The following is a 16499-nucleotide window of genomic DNA, read 5'->3' as shown; positions in this document are numbered from 1 at the left end:
AACACACACATGGTAATAATTAATAGCAGAATTAATGTTTATGAATGCAACTAAGTTGAACATTTAGAATAAATGAGTAAGCACTTACATGCATATCGATCTATTTTTTGAGAGAAAATTAAAATAAATAGAAGCAACATCCTGAAAATTAAGGGGGACTAATAAGGGAGATAAGCTGGGAATGAGGAGTGCTATTTCAATAGATTCTGGGGCGGTGCTGGGCAGGTTGAAATATTGTCAGAATAAAAAAGCCAGTCAGTTTGCACCGACTGGCTTGATAGCTAACAATCTAATCGTTAGCTGTGTAAACTTTTATTACAGTTTAGAGGCGTTTTCAGACAGGTATTTAGCTACGCCATCTGGAGATGCACCCATACCTGCTTTACCTTTTTCCCACTGAGCAGGGCAAACGTCGCCGTGTTCTTCGTGGAATTGCAGTGCGTCAACCATACGCAGCATTTCGTCAATGTTACGGCCCAGTGGCAGGTCGTTAACCACTTGGTGACGAACAACACCGTTTTTGTCGATCAGGAAAGAACCGCGCAGTGCAACACCTGCATCTGGGTGCTCAATGCCGTAGGCTTTCTGAATTTCACGTTTGATATCAGCAACCATTGGATATTTAACTTCACCAATACCGCCTTTATCGACCGGGGTTTTACGCCATGCGTTGTGTACGAACTCGGAGTCAAAAGAAACACCAACAACTTCAACGCCACGTTTCTGGAATTCTTCGTAACGGTGGTCGAAAGCGATCAACTCTGAAGGACAAACGAAAGTGAAGTCCATTGGCCAGAAGAACAGGACAGCAGGGCGGCCGTTCAGGTGTTTTTTCAGGTTGAAGTTTTCAACGATTTCGCCGCTACCAAGAACAGCAGCTGCTGTAAAATCAGGGGCTTGACGAGTTACCAGAACCATAAATTACTCCTGTTAATTAGGGATGGATTAACCAGTTGTCTTAAAAGTATCGGCACAGCATAGGTATTTAAGCGCGATGAATAAAGGGATAAATACCAATTGCTGTGATAGCTTTTACCTATTGTTACAACGATTTTTGTTTCTTAGTCTTGCTAAGATACCCATTCTTACAGAAAGCGCAAGTAACTTAGAATCAATAACCATACAATAAAGAATGTTTTAATCTAAATTTGTTTATCTTGTGCCTGTGCCATCATTGCAGGATAAAAAGCCCAAAACAACTGCTCTAATGGCTGATAGTGTTGCTCTATATCGTGAAATGACCCTGCAAGTGCTGCCAGCTTTGGCCGTCGGTTAGCCATACCTTGTAACACATCAGCTATAAAGGGTAGTTCAGCGTAGCGTTCCAGCCAACGCTCTGGCCACAGATAGGCATTGAGGTTCTGAAAGCGAGCCGGTGTCAGGGGTAAATGTGGCAAAATTTGGCATTGTGCGTGCTCGATAAAATCGGGCAGCGAGCAGTCAGGCATCAGTTTATCCCAGTTGCGTGACAGGAAATGATCCCATAATACATCCAGAGTAATAGGTGCAACCCGGCGATAGTCTGCACTGAAATAGCCACGTGCCTCTTTCACTAATGGCAATGTATCAGTCATCACATCAACGCGGCGATGCATCATGATGCCAGCGACTATCTCAGGGGAGTATTCCCCTTGTGGATTACCGCGCACAAAATCGGCCAGCAAATTGCCCAATAAAGAGCTATCAGCCAGTGTTGCAAGATGGAGGTGAGCAAGAAAATTCATGCGTTGAGTATAATGCAAATAGCCGCTAACTCTCCTTATTTCTTGCAGCCTGCCCTTCAGGGTTCTAGACTAGCCGCCTATTTTTGTGAACCTGCCCCTGATATCTGTGGGCTGGGTCTGTTCTGATATAAAGTGGAAAGCCATGCGCGTTGCCGATTTTTCTTTTGAGCTGCCAGAATCTCTTATTGCCCATTACCCTCAGCCCCAGCGTAGCGGTTGCCGCTTATTGTCACTGGATGGCCCAACGGGAGCACTAACGCACGGCATTTTTACTGATTTGCTGGATAAACTGGTGCCTGGCGATTTGCTGGTATTCAATAATACGCGGGTTATTCCCGCGCGTTTATTTGGCCGCAAAGCCAGCGGCGGCAAGCTTGAAGTATTGGTCGAGCGCGTTTTGGATGATCACCGTGTTCTGGCTCATGTCAAAGCATCAAAAGCGCCTAAACCTGGTACTGAGCTGCTGCTGGGTGACGATGAGAGCATCCATGCCACCATGCTGGCACGCCATGACACACTATTTGAGTTGCGTTTTGACGATGAGCGGGATGTTTTCACTATTTTGGATGCAGTCGGCCATATGCCTTTGCCTCCTTATATAGACCGACCTGATGAGGATGCCGATCGCGAGCTATACCAAACGGTATACAGCCAGCGCCTGGGAGCAGTGGCAGCGCCGACCGCCGGTTTACATTTTGATGAACCGATGTTGGCCGCTTTGCGGGAAAAAGGCATTGAGATGGCTTTTGTTACCTTGCATGTCGGTGCGGGTACGTTCCAGCCAGTGCGAGTCGAAACAATTGAAGATCACATCATGCATTCTGAGTATGCAGAAGTGCCGCAGGAAGTGGTTGATGCAGTCCTGGCCTGTAAGGCCCGTGGCAATCGGGTCGTTGCGGTGGGTACCACATCAGTTCGTTCACTGGAAAGTGCCGCCAAGGCGAGTGATAATGGCCTGATTGCCCCTTTCTTTGGTGATACCAAAATCTTTATTTATCCGGGTTATCACTATCAGGTTGTTGATGCATTAATAACCAATTTCCATTTGCCTGAATCGACATTGATAATGCTGGTTTCTGCTTTTGCTGGTTATAAAAATACTATGAATGCTTACCAGCAGGCGGTTGCAGAGCAATATCGCTTCTTCAGTTACGGTGATGCCATGTTTATCAGCCGTAACCCACAGGCAAGCACAGAAATGGTATCCCTGAATAGCACGGATAATCAGTAGCTTATGCCGATTTTTTCTGGAGATGATATCCCCTAAATCTGCATATGTGATTACCCCCTGAAACACCCGGAGCCAGGCGCTATCTGTCTCCGGGGTAAACGTTGGTTAATGGCCTTTGGCCGCTTCTTCAATCAACGCAATGATTTCATTGGGATGGGAAGCCAGAGAGGCATGGCTGGAGTCCAGACGAATGGTTTTCTTCGGTTTCATCCGTTCTGTAAACCACTGCTGAGTTTCTGGCGGGATCATATGGTCCTGATTGGAAATCTGATACCAACTAGGTATGGTTTTCCACGCTGGTTCTGCCGAGGTGTCTTCAAAGCAACGGCCTGAGGTAGGCTTTTGCGCGGCAGCCATAATGATGGCTTCGTTTTTGTCTAAGTCGTGACAGAAACTTTCGTGGAATTTTTCTCGCTTAATCCAAAGAAAACCATCCGAGTCTGGAACAAGATTGGCCGCCCCCGAAGGAGGGGCGCGTAGTTGGAAAATACTGCCAAGGTTTTCGCCTTTATCCGGTGCAAAAGCGGCAACAAAGACCAGCCCAACCACATGAGGCAAGTCACCAAGTTGGGAAATCACCATACCCCCATAGGAATGACCCACCAAAATAGTGGGGCCTTCCAATGAAGTGGCCAGCTTTCTTGTCCGTTCCACGTCATCCGCCAATGATGTCAGTGGGTTTTGCACTGCGTACACCGGATAATTTTTGTTGTGTAGCGTAGGAATAACATGACGCCAGTGAGAGCCATCGCCCCATGCGCCGTGTACTAATAGGATATTCGGTTTTTTTGTCATTTATTGCCCCGTATTATCAACAGGAATAATGAGAATAGGGTAGTGAACAGGTGGATATCTTCAGTGTCACAGATTCATGAAAAGTATAGTTCAAGCATAACTTTTTATGGAGATATCGGCCTGTTCCCGCTGTGGATGTTATCCACCAAAACGACAAAGTATTATCGATCAAGTGGCACACAAAATTATAGAATTGCGCATATAACGATAAGTGCTACTTAAGCCGTCTGGCTTGTGTCGCGGGTTGGTCAGTTGCTATCATGCGCTCCTTTTAATCACGCACCAGACTGTTTCTCTGATGCTGGAGGTTATGTGAAGTACGAATTACAAAAAACTGATGGGCGTGCCCGTCGTGGTCGTCTGGTATTTGAACGCGGTGTCGTAGAGACCCCGGCATTTATGCCGGTTGGAACTTACGGCACGGTAAAGGGAATGACGCCGGAAGAAGTGAAAGAAACTGGCGCGCAGATCCTGCTGGGGAACACTTTCCACCTGTGGTTGCGCCCTGGTCAGGAAATTATGAAGCTGCACGGCGACTTGCATGATTTTATGCAGTGGCACGGCCCTATCCTGACTGACTCAGGCGGTTTCCAGGTCTTCAGTCTGGGGGCGATGCGCAAAATCAAAGAAGAAGGGGTGACATTCCAAAACCCTATCAACGGCGATAAAGTGTTTCTCAGCCCAGAAAAATCGATGGAAATCCAGTATGATCTCGGCTCTGATATCGTGATGATTTTCGACGAATGCACTCCCTATCCAGCTGATTGGGATTATGCGAAACGTTCGATGGAAATGTCATTGCGTTGGGCCAAACGTAGTCGCGACCGCTTTGATGAATTGAACAATAAAAATGCTTTGTTCGGTATTATTCAGGGTGGCGTTTACGAAGATTTACGTGATGTATCGGTAAAAGGGCTGGTAGATATCGGTTTTGATGGTTACGCTGTGGGCGGCTTGGCGGTAGGTGAGCCAAAAGAAGATATGCACCGTATTTTGGAACATGTCTGTCCGCAGATTCCAGCAGATAAACCACGCTATTTGATGGGCGTTGGGAAACCTGAGGATTTGGTCGAAGGTGTACGTCGTGGCATCGACATGTTTGACTGCGTTATGCCAACACGTAATGCTCGTAACGGCCATTTGTTTGTCACTGACGGAGTGGTAAAAATCCGTAATGCCAAGCATAAGAGTGATACTGCAACGCTCGACGAACACTGTGATTGCTACACTTGTCGCAATTATAGCCGCGCCTACTTGCATCATCTCGACCGTTGTAACGAAATACTGGGCGCACGCCTGAATACCATTCATAACCTGCGTTACTATCAACGCTTAATGGCGGGTTTACGTCAGGCTATTGAAGAAGGTAAATTAGAGAGCTTCGTTGAAGATTTCTATGGTCGGATAGGAAAGCCTGTTCCACCACTATCTCCACAATAAGTGATTGATTTTAAAATTATTGCCTTTGCAATTATGGACTAAACGGTTAGGATTTTGCGGTTGCTGATTTTAACACACTGATTTCACACTATTGATATTGATAACAATGAGGGAATTTTAATGAGTCTTTTCATTTCTGATGCTGTCGCATCCGCTGGGGCTCCGGCTCAGAGCAGCCCGTACTCCCTGGTGATTATGCTGGTGGTATTTGGTCTGATTTTTTACTTCATGATCCTGCGTCCACAGCAAAAACGTGCCAAAGAACACAAAAAACTGATGGATTCTATTGGTAAAGGTGATGAAGTATTGACCACTGGTGGCTTACTTGGTCGTGTTACTAAAGTTGCGGAAACTGGCTATATCGTTATCGCACTGAACGACACCACTGAAGTGATGATCAAACGTGACTTCGTTGCTGCCGTTTTACCGAAAGGTACAATGAAAGCTCTGTAATTTTCGATTTTCCCGAAGGGAATTGCCGTGTTAAACCGTTATCCTTTGTGGAAGTATCTGATGTTGATCGTGGTGATCTTCGTCGGTCTGCTATACGCACTTCCCAACCTTTATGGTGAGGATCCGGCTGTTCAAATCACTGGTGCGCGAGGAATCGCCGCCAGTGAAACAACGCTGGTCCAAGTCCGTGACGTTTTAGAAAAAGACAACATAGCGAGCAAGTCTATTGCACTGGAAAATGGTGCAATCCTGGCTCGCTTTAGAGATCCTGACGTCCAGCTGCGCGCTCGTGAAGCACTTATGGCTGCGATGGGGGACAAATATGTAATCGCGCTGAACCTTGCTCCAGCAACCCCTTCGTGGCTTGCAAAATTGGGTGCAGAGCCGATGAAGCTTGGTCTTGACCTGCGTGGTGGTGTGCACTTCTTGATGGAAGTGGATATGGACACTGCGCTTGGCAAGTTACAAGAGCAAACGATGGATACTCTGCGCAGTGATTTGCGTGAGAAAAATATCCCGTATGCGACGGTACGTAAACTGGATAATTATGGTGTTGAAGTGCGTTTCCGCGATGATAAAACTCGCGATGACGCTATCAGCTACCTTTCTCCTCGCCACCGTGATCTGGTGATTGGCTCCAATGGCAGCAATACCTTAAAAGCTGTGATGAGTGATGACCGTCTGCGGGAAGCGCGCGAATACGCCGTTCAGCAAAACATTACTATTCTGCGTAACCGGGTTAACCAATTAGGTGTGGCCGAGCCGTTGGTTCAGCGCCAGGGTTCAGATCGTATTGTCGTTGAATTGCCGGGTATTCAGGATACTGCACGTGCCAAAGAGATTCTTGGTGCAACTGCAACTCTGGAATTCCGTTTGGTCAATAGCAATGTTGATGCCTCCGTTGCTGCTTCCGGTCGTGTACCGGGCGATTCTGAAGTCAAAAACACGCGTGAAGGCCGCCCGGTTGTCTTGTACAAGCGCGTTATCCTGACCGGTGACCATATTACCGACTCCACTTCCAGCACCGACGAATATAACCAGGCTCAGGTTAATATCTCGCTCGATAGCGCGGGTGGTTCTGCTATGTCTAATTTTACCAAAGACAATATCGGCAAGCCGATGGCGACTTTGTTTGTAGAATATAAAGACAGCGGTAAAAAAGATGCTAATGGCCGAGCGGTTCTGGTTAAGCAGGAAGAAGTTATCAACGTCGCGACCATCCAGTCTCGCTTGGGTAACAGTTTCCGCATTACCGGTATCGATAATCCGGCTGAAGCTCGTCAGCTTTCTCTATTGCTGCGTGCTGGTGCATTGATTGCACCTATCCAGATTGTCGAAGAACGCACTATTGGGCCAACTTTGGGTTCTCAGAATATTACCCAAGGTTTGGAAGCTTGCTTGTGGGGCTTGGCGGTTTCTATCCTGTTTATGGTGGTTTACTACCGTAAATTTGGGGTGATTGCCAGTACTGCGCTGTTGGCGAACCTGGTGTTGATCGTGGGCGTGATGTCTCTGTTACCGGGGGCGACATTAACCATGCCGGGTATTGCCGGGATAGTGTTGACCCTGGCGGTAGCAGTTGATGCTAACGTTCTGATTAACGAGCGAATAAAAGAAGAGTACAAGAACGGGCGGACGATTCAGCAAGCGATTCATGAGGGGTACAAAGGTGCCTTCTCAAGTATCGTCGATGCGAACGTAACAACACTTATCACAGCGATTATTCTTTATGCTGTGGGTACCGGTTCGATTAAAGGCTTTGCCATTACAACGGCAATCGGTGTTGTAACGTCAATGTTCACCGCAATAGTCGGTACTCGTGCCATCGTCAACCTGCTTTACGGCGGCAAGCGCATTAACAAGCTGTCTATTTGAGGAGTACGTTGTGGCACAGGATTATACTGTTGAACAACTGAACTACGGCCGTAAAGTCTATGACTTTATGCGCTGGGATTATGTTGCTTTCGGCGTCTCATTGCTGTTGTTAGTGGCATCCATTGTGGTGATGTCCACTAAAGGGTTTAACTGGGGTCTGGATTTCACCGGTGGTACGGTGATTGAAATTTCCCTGGAGAAACCTGCGGATTTGGACCAACTGCGTGACACATTGGAAGCCGCGGGCTTTGAATCGCCAATTCTGCAAAACTTTGGTAGCACCCGTGATGTGATGGTACGTATGCCACCCGCCACCGGAACTGCCGGGCAGGAATTGGGTAACAAAGTCATCTCTGTTATTAATGAGTCGGTTGATAAGAATGCATCGGTAAAACGTATCGAGTTCGTCGGGCCAAGTGTGGGCAGTGATTTAGCCCAAGCTGGCGGCATGGCGTTGATTGTCGCGTTACTGTGTATTCTGGTTTATGTCGGTTTCCGTTTTGAATGGCGTCTGGCACTGGGGGCGGTTATCGCCTTGGCGCATGACGTGGTTATTACCATGGGGATCTTGTCGTTGTTCCATATTGAGATTGATCTGACCATCATCGCTTCATTGATGTCGGTTATCGGTTACTCACTAAACGACAGTATCGTGGTATCAGACCGTATTCGTGAGAACTTCCGCAAGATTCGCCGCGGTACGCCTTACGAAATCATGAACGTGTCTCTGACTCAGACCTTGAGCCGTACTATCATGACCTCTGCAACCACGCTGATGGTGGTATTGATGCTGTTTATCTTCGGTGGTGCGATGCTGCAAGGCTTCTCATTGACGATGCTGATCGGTGTTTCCATCGGTACTGTTTCATCCATCTACGTGGCCTCTGCGCTGGCGTTGAAACTGGGTATGAAACGCGAGCATATGTTGCAGCAGAAAGTTGAGAAAGAGGGTGCAGATCAGCCTTCAATCCTGCCTTAATAGCGGGTAAGCCATAGTACGAAAGCTAAGCCCTGACACCCTGTGTTGGGGCTTTTTGTTTCATTAGCCAGATATCTCCTCTGCAACAAAAGAACAACATCGAAAGATTCTACTCTGCTTTTTTGCCACATTCTTTATTTAACTGATTGAGTGTTTTTAAAAAATACATTACATAACTGAATGTATTTTTTATTTATATTCATATAGTGAAGTTAATAAGGATGGAACATAATACAAATAATTTATTTGTAAATTATCGGACTGAATTGATAGTGGACTATTTTATAGTTGGTATTATTTATGGAGTGATAAATATTTTAAAAAAAAGGAGGTAATAGTGAAGATTAATAATGTGAGTGTATCAGGTGTGAATGTAAATAATGAATGCGATCTTTATAATAAGCTAACGACTAAGGTTGAATATGTCATTCATATGAAAAATGAATTTTCCGATATTTTTTTAAACGTAATAGCCACTCCTGCCAAAAAAACAAAAGGTGAATTTCATAATCTTAAAGAAGCCGTAATGAAAGCAGTTGATGTAGATGATATTATAAGTAAGGTGAATTCATATTTAATGATTGGTACAGGTACTAAGTATAAATCATTTGTGGAGAATGTTAAATTAGCCATGCAAAATAACGACTCTGATATCTGTAAGGGATATGATTTACTAGAATCGAAAAAAGGTATTTATCAATTGGCGTTAAAGCAAGGTATGAAACTGGACGCTGCTTCACCTGAAGACTCTAATAATAAAAATTATCATGAGTGTAATAAAAGTAAAGTCCAGATGCTAAATAGAATGCGGAGTGAGGATTATGAGAGCGTAAATTTAGCAAAAGAAAATATTTCCCGTACACAAGATAAATTAATTAAGTTAATGGGTTTATATTGTATCACTCGTGGTTTAGTCGCAATGCATAATAGACTGTTTGAATCCAATGTATTTCATGGGGTTAATTTAATGATGAACAAAGATATCATCTTAAAAGATAGGATGGCAGCGGTTAATGATGTGACCATACTTAAAGAGCAAGTTCGTGAAATTGAGATGCTAATGATACCTTATGAAAAGGAGATAATCTTAAATCTGAATTTGTTACCCACTTTTCATGAGAAATCAGAACCTATGCAATGTAAGGAAGACGCTAATGCCTTACAATTAATCAATTCTATGTTGATTAAGTTATTCAATAAACAAGATACTCTTTGGACTCGATTGATTAATGCTATAGCTTCTTTACTTTTTTCTGATTTATTCAAGAGTAAAGAAAATGAAAATATGCAGTCCACCAAAAATTTATTAGAATTAAGAGAGCTAATTACAGAATTAAGAAAAAAACCGGGTTATGGCTGTGTCGTAAGAGCAAAATGGCTCTATGGATTAGTAACTCAGATATTAGTTAAGGGCACACCAGCCCAATATCCTTTTGACCCACTCAATGTGTTATCGCCGGATCGTAAAGTTTGGTTAGAACTGCAAAAGGAATGGTTAAAGTCTCTTGATTCGAAACTTGCCGAATCAAACTCGCCATAGCTTAATCAGCATAAACTGCGGTTTCCACCCTTTGTTGTCGCAGCAGTTCGCGGTAAACTGTCGCTAAGTTTAAGCTCACCTATCAGGAAGCGCTATGCATTGCCCGTTTTGTGCCGCTGTGGATACCAAAGTCATTGACTCCCGTCTGGTGAGCGATGGTTCGCAAGTGCGCCGTCGCCGCCAGTGTTTAGATTGTAATGAACGCTTTACCACTTTCGAAGTGGCTGAACTGGTGTTACCGCGCGTGATTAAAAGTGATGATGTGCGCGAACCCTTTAATGAGGAAAAATTACGCCGTGGCATGCTGAAAGCATTGGAAAAACGGCCTGTCAGCTCTGATGATGTGGAAACGGCAATCAGTCACATTAAATCTCAGTTACGCGCCACCGGCGAGCGCGAAGTGCCTACCAAGATGGTGGGTAATCTGGTGATGGAAGCACTGAAGCGTCTGGATAAAGTAGCCTATATCCGCTTTGCCTCGGTGTATCGCAGTTTTGAAGATATCCGCGAATTCGGCGAAGAAATTGCTCGCTTGCAGGATTAATCAACATCGTCGTCAAAGCCGTTAGCACCCTGCTAATAACCACAGCATAAAAGTAAGGAAAGCCATGCAGCCCGATGAATTCTATATGGCCCGTGCCTTTGAGTTGGCGTGGCTAGGGCGTTTTACCACGTCACCGAACCCTAATGTCGGGTGTGTTCTGGTGCGCGATGGCGAGATTGTCGGTGAGGGCTATCATTTGCGTGCTGGCGAACCTCATGCCGAGGTGCATGCTTTACGGATGGCGGGTGAGAAAGCGCGTGGAGCGACTGCCTATGTTACCCTTGAGCCATGTAGCCACCACGGGCGTACGCCACCCTGTGCTGATGCTTTGCTTACTGCCGGTGTAAAACGCGTGGTAGCCGCGATGCAGGACCCTAATCCGCAAGTTGCCGGGCGCGGGTTATATAAATTAAAACAGGCTGGGGTTGAAGTTGACCACGGTTTGATGCTGGCGGAAGCCGAAGCGGTTAATCTCGGTTTCTTGAAACGGATGCGCACTGGCTTTCCTTATCTGCAATTGAAAATGGCTGCATCCCTGGATGGCCGCACCGCAATGGCCTCGGGTGAAAGCCAGTGGATTACCTCGCCACAAGCGCGTCAGGATGTGCAGCGTTTTCGGGCGCAAAGCTCTGCTATCCTTAGCACCAGTGCCACCGTATTGGCTGATGATCCTGCGCTAACCGTGCGCTGGCAGGAGCTGGATGCACAAACCCAGGCGCTGTACCCTCAAGATGCACTGCGCCAGCCGGTTCGAATTATTGTCGATAGCCATAACCGCGTGACGCCACAGCATAAAGTCATACAGCAAGACGGCCCGTGTTGGTTAGCTCGAGTTGAGGCAGATGAGCAGTCATGGCCTAACAATGTCGAGCAATTGTTGCTACCACGTCATGGCAATGGGGTGGATTTAGTCTTATTAATGATGCAATTAGGTAAGCGGCAAATTAATTCTGTTTGGGTTGAAGCCGGGCCACAATTTGCGGGCGCGCTTTTGCAGGCGGGTGTGGTTGATGAGCTAATTCTGTATATTGCGCCAAAATTGTTAGGCAGCGATGCCCGTGGGTTATGCCAGTTGACTGGGTTAACGCAACTAAGTGATGCCCCTGAATTCGTATTCAGTGAGGTTCGTCAGGTGGGACCAGACTTACGTCTGCGCTTGAAACCGAAGTATTAATGAAATTATCTGGCAGGGATTCCCTCTGCTAATCATAGTCTTGCCAGTGTTTTACAAATGCGCAGGGGCAGGGCGTGAAAGAATATGATAGAATCCGCCCCCCTGCGGGGTATGAACCCATATTGAGGAAAGCTATGAACGTTATCGAAGGTGTTGTTGCTACTCCTAATGCCCGCGTGGCGATTGCAATTGCGCGTTTTAACAACTTTATCAACGACAGCTTGCTGGAAGGTGCCATTGATGCCCTGAAGCGCATTGGCCAGGTACCGGATGACAACATCACTGTTGTTTGGGTTCCGGGTGCTTATGAATTGCCGCTGGTTGCTAATGTGTTAGCAAAAACAAATCGTTACGATGCGGTGATTGCGCTGGGTACGGTTATCCGTGGGGGCACTGCACACTTTGAATATGTTGCTGGTGAAGCGAGTTCTGGTCTATCAAGTGTGGCTATGAACAGCGATATTCCAGTAGCTTTCGGTGTGCTGACCACAGAAAGTATTGAGCAGGCAATTGAGCGTGCCGGTACTAAAGCAGGTAATAAAGGTGCAGAAGCTGCCCTGACCGCGCTTGAAATGATTAATGTAATCAAAGCTATTAAAGGCTGAATTTAGTTAAGTTAAGGGGAATTCCGTGAAACCTGCTGCTCGTCGCCGCGCTCGTGAGTGCGCTGTTCAAGCGCTCTACTCTTGGCAGTTGTCTAAAAACGACATCGCTGATGTTGAATTACAGTTCCTGTCTGAGCAGGATGTCAAAGATGTAGACATCGCCTATTTTCGCGAATTGCTGTCTGGGGTTGCCGTTAACGCAGCATCTCTGGATGCGCTAATGGCGCCTGTTCTTTCTCGCCAGCTCGAAGAATTAGGTCAGGTTGAAAGAGCCGTTCTGCGTATTGCGCTGTTTGAACTGAGCAAACGTGATGATGTCCCTTATAAAGTGGCGATCAATGAAGCGATCGAACTTGCCAAAACGTTCGGTGCTGCTGATAGCCATAAGTTCGTCAACGGGGTGCTGGATAAGGTCGCTCCGACGGTACGTAAGCGAAAGTAACTCGTTACATTAACGACTTGAATTGGGGCCGGTTTCCGGCCTTAATTTATTGATCAGTTAACATTTCTGGAATTGTATTATGGCATGTGGCGAATTTGACCTCATTGCCCGCTACTTTGACCGGTTCAGAAGTAATCGCCGGGATGTAGAACTGGGTATTGGAGACGACTGCGCACTTCTTACAGTGGCAGAGAAACAGCTGTTGGCCATCAGTACAGATACGCTGGTGTCTGGTGTTCATTTCCTTCCGGATATCGATCCGGCCGATCTCGGATACAAATCTTTAGCGGTAAACCTTAGCGATTTAGCGGCTATGGGGGCCGATCCTGCCTGGTTATCTCTTGCTCTGACCCTTCCTAATGTCAATGAAGACTGGCTGCAATCATTCAGTGATAGTTTGTTTGATCAGCTTAATTATTATGGCATGCAATTGATTGGTGGTGACACCACCCGTGGGCCATTGAGTCTGACGTTAACCATCCAAGGTTTAGTCCCTGAAGGACGAGCATTGAAGCGTGCTGGTGCTCGGATCGGTGACTGGATCTATGTGACTGGTACCTTGGGTGACAGTGCAGCTGGTTTGGCAATTTTGCAAAATGAGCTGCGGGTTGATGATGAGGCTGACAGAGCGGCGCTCATTCATCGCCATTTGCGGCCACAACCCCGAGTCCTACAGGGGCAGGCTTTGCGCGATCTTGCCAGCTCTGCCATTGATATCTCCGATGGCTTGATTTCTGACTTACAACATATCCTCAAAGCCAGTGGTTGCGGTGCTCGCATTGAGTTAGATGCTTTGCCCTATTCTGATGCCCTGAAAAATCAGGTAGATGCTGAACAAGCTCTGCGCTGGGCATTGAGTGGCGGTGAGGACTATGAACTGTGCTTTACCGTGCCAGAAATAAACCGTGGGGCGCTGAAAGTTGCATTGGGCCATACCGGGGCCGGCTACACTTGTATTGGTCAGATTGGCCCGCAATCGGAAGGGGTTAAATTTTTCCGTGAAGGTAAGGCGGTTGAGATGAATCTGCGTGGTTTCGACCATTTCTCAGCAGGTAAAACGCATGGATGAAGCCAAACGTCGTCTGCGTTTATCTAATCCGTGGCACTTGTTAGCTACGGGTTTTGGCAGCGGATTATCGCCGTGGGCACCAGGTACCATGGGATCAATTGCAGCCATTCCTTTTTGGCTGTTATTGATTCAGCTGCCTTGGCAACTCTACTCTCTCGCGGTGATGTTTAGCATTTGTATTGGTGTTTATATTTGCCATCGCACCGCCAAAGATATGCAAGTTCATGACCACGGTAGTATCGTGTGGGATGAATTTGTCGGGATGTGGATTACCTTGATGGCATTGCCGGTCAATGATTGGCAATGGATAGTCGCTGGTTTTGTGGCATTTCGTATTTTTGATATCTGGAAGCCTTGGCCGATTCGCTGGTTTGATCGTAATGTTCACGGTGGCATGGGGATCATGGTGGATGACATCATCGCCGGGGTGGTTGCGGCGGCGATTATTTTTGTCGTGGGGCACTACTGGCCAGCAGATCTATTTTATTAAATAGCGATTAAAATTAAGGCATAACTAAGAAGTTATGTCAGAGATTAATAACAAAGTGCTCCATAGCGGCGAAAACAGGCAGATCATAAAGACGCCGTAAACCCATCCCTGGGGGCTCGAGCCGCGCCATCCCTGGCGCGGACGCTTTACTCTTCTGCCTGTCCTCACCTTGCAAGATTGAGTTGTTGGGGGTTGTCCGTAGTCTGAGGTATAGCCAGATGTTATGCCTCAGAGAGTGTTATCACTCCAGCCACGCTTCAATCTGACTCTGTATTCCCGCGGCATCCAAACCGAATTCTGCGCGCATTTCATCCTGTTCACCTTGTGGAACAAAATGGTCTGGTAAACCGAGATTCAATACTGGCACTAACTGGCGTTTTGCCATTAGTAGCTCATTCACACCACTGCCCGCGCCACCCATAATGGCGTTTTCTTCAACGGTAACCAATATCTGGTGGCTGGCAGCCAGTTCCAGTACCAACTCTTCATCCAATGGTTTAACGAAACGCATATCAACCAGTGTGGCATTCAGATTGTCGGCGACGATTTGCGCCTGAGCGAGCAATGTTCCAAAGCATAAAATGGCCACTTTTTCACCTGCGCGGCGCACGATCCCTTTACCAATCGGCATTATTGCCAATGGTTCAAGCACTGCACCAGTACCATTGCCGCGCGGGTACCGTACCGCCGCTGGTCCGTTGTGGTGATAGCCAGTGTGCAGCATCTGACGGCACTCGTTCTCATCGCTTGGTGTCATGATGACCATGTTAGGGATGCAGCGCATGAATGATAGATCAAATGCGCCCTGATGGGTTTGGCCATCAGCACCCACCAAACCACCACGGTCAATGGCGAATAGTACTGGCAGATTCTGGATGGCTACATCGTGGATTAACTGGTCATAAGCCCGTTGCAGGAAAGTGGAGTAGATAGCAACGATAGGTTTATAACCACCAATTGCCAGACCGGCAGCAAAGGTCACCGCATGTTGCTCGGCTATCGCCACATCAAAATACTGCTGCGGATATTCACGCGAGAAGCGCACCATCCCCGAGCCTTCACGCATTGCTGGCGTTACGGCCATTAACTGGCTGTCTTTGGCGGCGGTTTCACATAACCATTCCCCAAAAATCTTGGAGTAGGTGGGGATATTGCCCTGGCTTTTTGGCAGTGTGCCTGAGGCCGGATCAAATTTTGGTACCGCGTGCCAGCCGATGGGATCTTTTTCAGCCGGTGCGTAGCCTTTGCCCTTTTTGGTCATGATATGCAACAGTTGTGGGCCTTTCAGGCTGCGCATATTTTTCAATGTTTGCGTCAGCGCTTGCACGTCGTGACCATCAACCGGGCCGATATAATTAAAGCCTAACTCTTCAAATAAGGTACTGGGTACCACCATGCCTTTCAGATGTTCTTCGGTACGTTTCAGCAAATCTTTAATCGGCGGTAAACCCGAAAATGCTTTTTTGCCACCTTCACGCAGACTGGCGTAGAGTTTGCCAGATAATAACTGCGCCAAATGGTTATTCAGGCCGCCTACGTTTTCGGAGATAGACATTTCGTTATCGTTAAGAATAACCAACATGTCTGAGTGAATATCGCCTGCATGATTCATGGCTTCAAAAGCCATACCAGCCGTGATAGCACCATCACCAATCACACACACAGTACGCCGCCCTTTACCTTCACGCTCCGCAGCTACCGCCATGCCTAAGCCAGCACTGATGGACGTTGAGGAGTGACCGACAGAAAGGACGTCATATTCACTTTCGCCACGCCAAGGGAAAGGATGCAAACCATCTTTTTGGCGAATAGTCCCTATTTGTTCGCGGCGGCCCGTCAATATTTTGTGCGGATAAGCCTGATGGCCGACGTCCCACACCAAACTATCAAACGGCGTGTTGTAGACGTAATGCAACGCGACAGTCAGCTCGACCACACCTAACCCTGAGGCAAAATGCCCACTGGATCGGCTGACAGAGGCAAGCAAATACTGCCGCAGTTCATCACATAACTTCGGCAGACTTTCTTTCGGCAACATGCGCAGTTCTTCGGGATTTTCTGCAAGTGCCAATGTCGGGTATTTGGCTATATCAAGACTCATTCGATGCTCATATCAAAAGGTTAAGTAGGCATTGACT

16 protein-coding genes are annotated in these 16499 nt (G+C 47.0%); 12 read left to right on the top strand and 4 right to left on the bottom strand.

Annotated features, from left to right (window positions below; all coding sequences use genetic code 11):
- Nucleotides 1–315: 315 nt before the first annotated feature.
- Entirely contained in the window at nucleotides 316–918 is a 603-nt protein-coding gene (locus tag QSV56_RS03740; RefSeq protein WP_004707520.1) for a peroxiredoxin C, read from the bottom strand.
- A gap of 224 nt (nucleotides 919–1142) precedes the next feature.
- A complete protein-coding gene (locus tag QSV56_RS03735; RefSeq protein ID WP_019081324.1) occupies nucleotides 1143–1724 on the bottom strand; it encodes an ACP phosphodiesterase in 582 nt (193 codons plus the stop codon).
- A 142-nt stretch (nucleotides 1725–1866) separates the two neighbouring features.
- On the opposite strand from QSV56_RS03735, the gene queA reads away from it, so the two are divergent.
- Nucleotides 1867–2955 (top strand): tRNA preQ1(34) S-adenosylmethionine ribosyltransferase-isomerase QueA, encoded by a 1089-nt coding sequence (gene queA, locus QSV56_RS03730; RefSeq protein WP_019081323.1) that lies wholly within the window; start codon nucleotides 1867–1869, stop codon nucleotides 2953–2955.
- 105 nt (nucleotides 2956–3060) lie between these two features.
- On the opposite strand, the gene QSV56_RS03725 is transcribed toward queA, so the two are convergent.
- On the bottom strand, nucleotides 3061–3750 hold the full coding sequence (locus QSV56_RS03725; protein WP_046051470.1) for an alpha/beta hydrolase: 690 nt from the start codon (nucleotides 3748–3750) through the stop codon (nucleotides 3061–3063).
- Between the two features lie 312 nt (nucleotides 3751–4062).
- Between QSV56_RS03725 and tgt the strand changes: the two genes are divergently transcribed.
- The 11 genes from tgt (at nucleotide 4063) to pgpA (ending at nucleotide 14361) form a co-directional block, all read left to right on the top strand.
- Complete coding sequence (gene tgt / locus QSV56_RS03720) at nucleotides 4063–5190, top strand: tRNA guanosine(34) transglycosylase Tgt (RefSeq protein WP_019081321.1); 1128 nt, start codon at nucleotides 4063–4065, stop codon at nucleotides 5188–5190.
- Between the two features lie 120 nt (nucleotides 5191–5310).
- Entirely contained in the window at nucleotides 5311–5643 is a 333-nt protein-coding gene (gene yajC, locus QSV56_RS03715) for a preprotein translocase subunit YajC (RefSeq protein ID WP_005166605.1), read from the top strand.
- A 27-nt stretch (nucleotides 5644–5670) separates the two neighbouring features.
- On the top strand, nucleotides 5671–7518 hold the full coding sequence (secD, locus tag QSV56_RS03710) for a protein translocase subunit SecD (RefSeq protein WP_011816910.1): 1848 nt from the start codon (nucleotides 5671–5673) through the stop codon (nucleotides 7516–7518).
- Nucleotides 7519–7528: 10 nt separating this feature from the next.
- Nucleotides 7529–8497 carry a protein translocase subunit SecF gene (gene secF, locus QSV56_RS03705; protein ID WP_013649437.1) on the top strand — a complete coding sequence of 323 codons (969 nt, stop codon included), beginning with the start codon at nucleotides 7529–7531 and terminating at the stop codon, nucleotides 8495–8497.
- 337 nt (nucleotides 8498–8834) lie between these two features.
- Nucleotides 8835–10037: a hypothetical protein gene (locus tag QSV56_RS03700; protein ID WP_050158150.1), complete on the top strand. Its 1203-nt coding sequence runs from the start codon at nucleotides 8835–8837 to the stop codon at nucleotides 10035–10037.
- A 94-nt stretch (nucleotides 10038–10131) separates the two neighbouring features.
- Entirely contained in the window at nucleotides 10132–10581 is a 450-nt protein-coding gene (nrdR, locus tag QSV56_RS03695; RefSeq protein WP_004716459.1) for a transcriptional regulator NrdR, read from the top strand.
- Between the two features lie 64 nt (nucleotides 10582–10645).
- Nucleotides 10646–11755: a bifunctional diaminohydroxyphosphoribosylaminopyrimidine deaminase/5-amino-6-(5-phosphoribosylamino)uracil reductase RibD gene (gene ribD / locus QSV56_RS03690; protein ID WP_301210777.1), complete on the top strand. Its 1110-nt coding sequence runs from the start codon at nucleotides 10646–10648 to the stop codon at nucleotides 11753–11755.
- A 134-nt stretch (nucleotides 11756–11889) separates the two neighbouring features.
- The gene (gene ribE, locus QSV56_RS03685; protein ID WP_019081317.1) at nucleotides 11890–12360 is read left to right on the top strand and encodes a 6,7-dimethyl-8-ribityllumazine synthase; all 471 of its coding nucleotides are present in this window, start codon (nucleotides 11890–11892) and stop codon (nucleotides 12358–12360) included.
- Nucleotides 12361–12385: 25 nt separating this feature from the next.
- Complete coding sequence (gene nusB / locus QSV56_RS03680) at nucleotides 12386–12802, top strand: transcription antitermination factor NusB (RefSeq protein ID WP_005166503.1); 417 nt, start codon at nucleotides 12386–12388, stop codon at nucleotides 12800–12802.
- Nucleotides 12803–12881: 79 nt separating this feature from the next.
- Complete coding sequence (thiL, locus tag QSV56_RS03675; protein WP_019081316.1) at nucleotides 12882–13871, top strand: thiamine-phosphate kinase; 990 nt, start codon at nucleotides 12882–12884, stop codon at nucleotides 13869–13871.
- Nucleotides 13864–14361, top strand: a complete 498-nt coding sequence (pgpA, locus tag QSV56_RS03670; RefSeq protein ID WP_019081315.1) for a phosphatidylglycerophosphatase A — start codon at nucleotides 13864–13866, stop codon at nucleotides 14359–14361. The genes thiL and pgpA overlap by 8 nt, the downstream gene beginning before the upstream one ends.
- A gap of 241 nt (nucleotides 14362–14602) precedes the next feature.
- Here the strand turns inward: pgpA and dxs are convergent, their stop codons facing one another.
- Complete coding sequence (gene dxs, locus QSV56_RS03665) at nucleotides 14603–16462, bottom strand: 1-deoxy-D-xylulose-5-phosphate synthase (RefSeq protein WP_019082534.1); 1860 nt, start codon at nucleotides 16460–16462, stop codon at nucleotides 14603–14605.
- Nucleotides 16463–16499: the final 37 nt, after the last annotated feature.

Source organism: Yersinia sp. 22-579 (assembly GCF_030433455.1).
GTDB classification, from domain to species: domain Bacteria; phylum Pseudomonadota; class Gammaproteobacteria; order Enterobacterales; family Enterobacteriaceae; genus Yersinia; species Yersinia enterocolitica.
The sequence above is the reverse complement of the archived record's forward strand: the minus strand, read 5'-3'. Positions and strand labels throughout refer to the sequence as shown.

Excerpts from the sequence above, each read along its gene's own strand:
- ribE (WP_019081317.1), top strand. The coding sequence starts at position 11,890 with ATGAACGTTATCGAAGGTGTTGTTGCTACTCCTAATGCCCGCGTGGCG.
- QSV56_RS03735 (WP_019081324.1), bottom strand. The coding sequence starts at position 1,724 with ATGAATTTTCTTGCTCACCTCCATCTTGCAACACTGGCTGATAGCTCT.
- dxs (WP_019082534.1), bottom strand. The coding sequence starts at position 16,462 with ATGAGTCTTGATATAGCCAAATACCCGACATTGGCACTTGCAGAAAAT.
- QSV56_RS03740 (WP_004707520.1), bottom strand. The coding sequence starts at position 918 with ATGGTTCTGGTAACTCGTCAAGCCCCTGATTTTACAGCAGCTGCTGTT.
- nrdR (WP_004716459.1), top strand. The coding sequence starts at position 10,132 with ATGCATTGCCCGTTTTGTGCCGCTGTGGATACCAAAGTCATTGACTCC.
- ribD (WP_301210777.1), top strand. The coding sequence starts at position 10,646 with ATGCAGCCCGATGAATTCTATATGGCCCGTGCCTTTGAGTTGGCGTGG.
- pgpA (WP_019081315.1), top strand. The coding sequence starts at position 13,864 with ATGGATGAAGCCAAACGTCGTCTGCGTTTATCTAATCCGTGGCACTTG.
- thiL (WP_019081316.1), top strand. The coding sequence starts at position 12,882 with ATGGCATGTGGCGAATTTGACCTCATTGCCCGCTACTTTGACCGGTTC.
- yajC (WP_005166605.1), top strand. The coding sequence starts at position 5,311 with ATGAGTCTTTTCATTTCTGATGCTGTCGCATCCGCTGGGGCTCCGGCT.
- QSV56_RS03725 (WP_046051470.1), bottom strand. The coding sequence starts at position 3,750 with ATGACAAAAAAACCGAATATCCTATTAGTACACGGCGCATGGGGCGAT.
- queA (WP_019081323.1), top strand. The coding sequence starts at position 1,867 with ATGCGCGTTGCCGATTTTTCTTTTGAGCTGCCAGAATCTCTTATTGCC.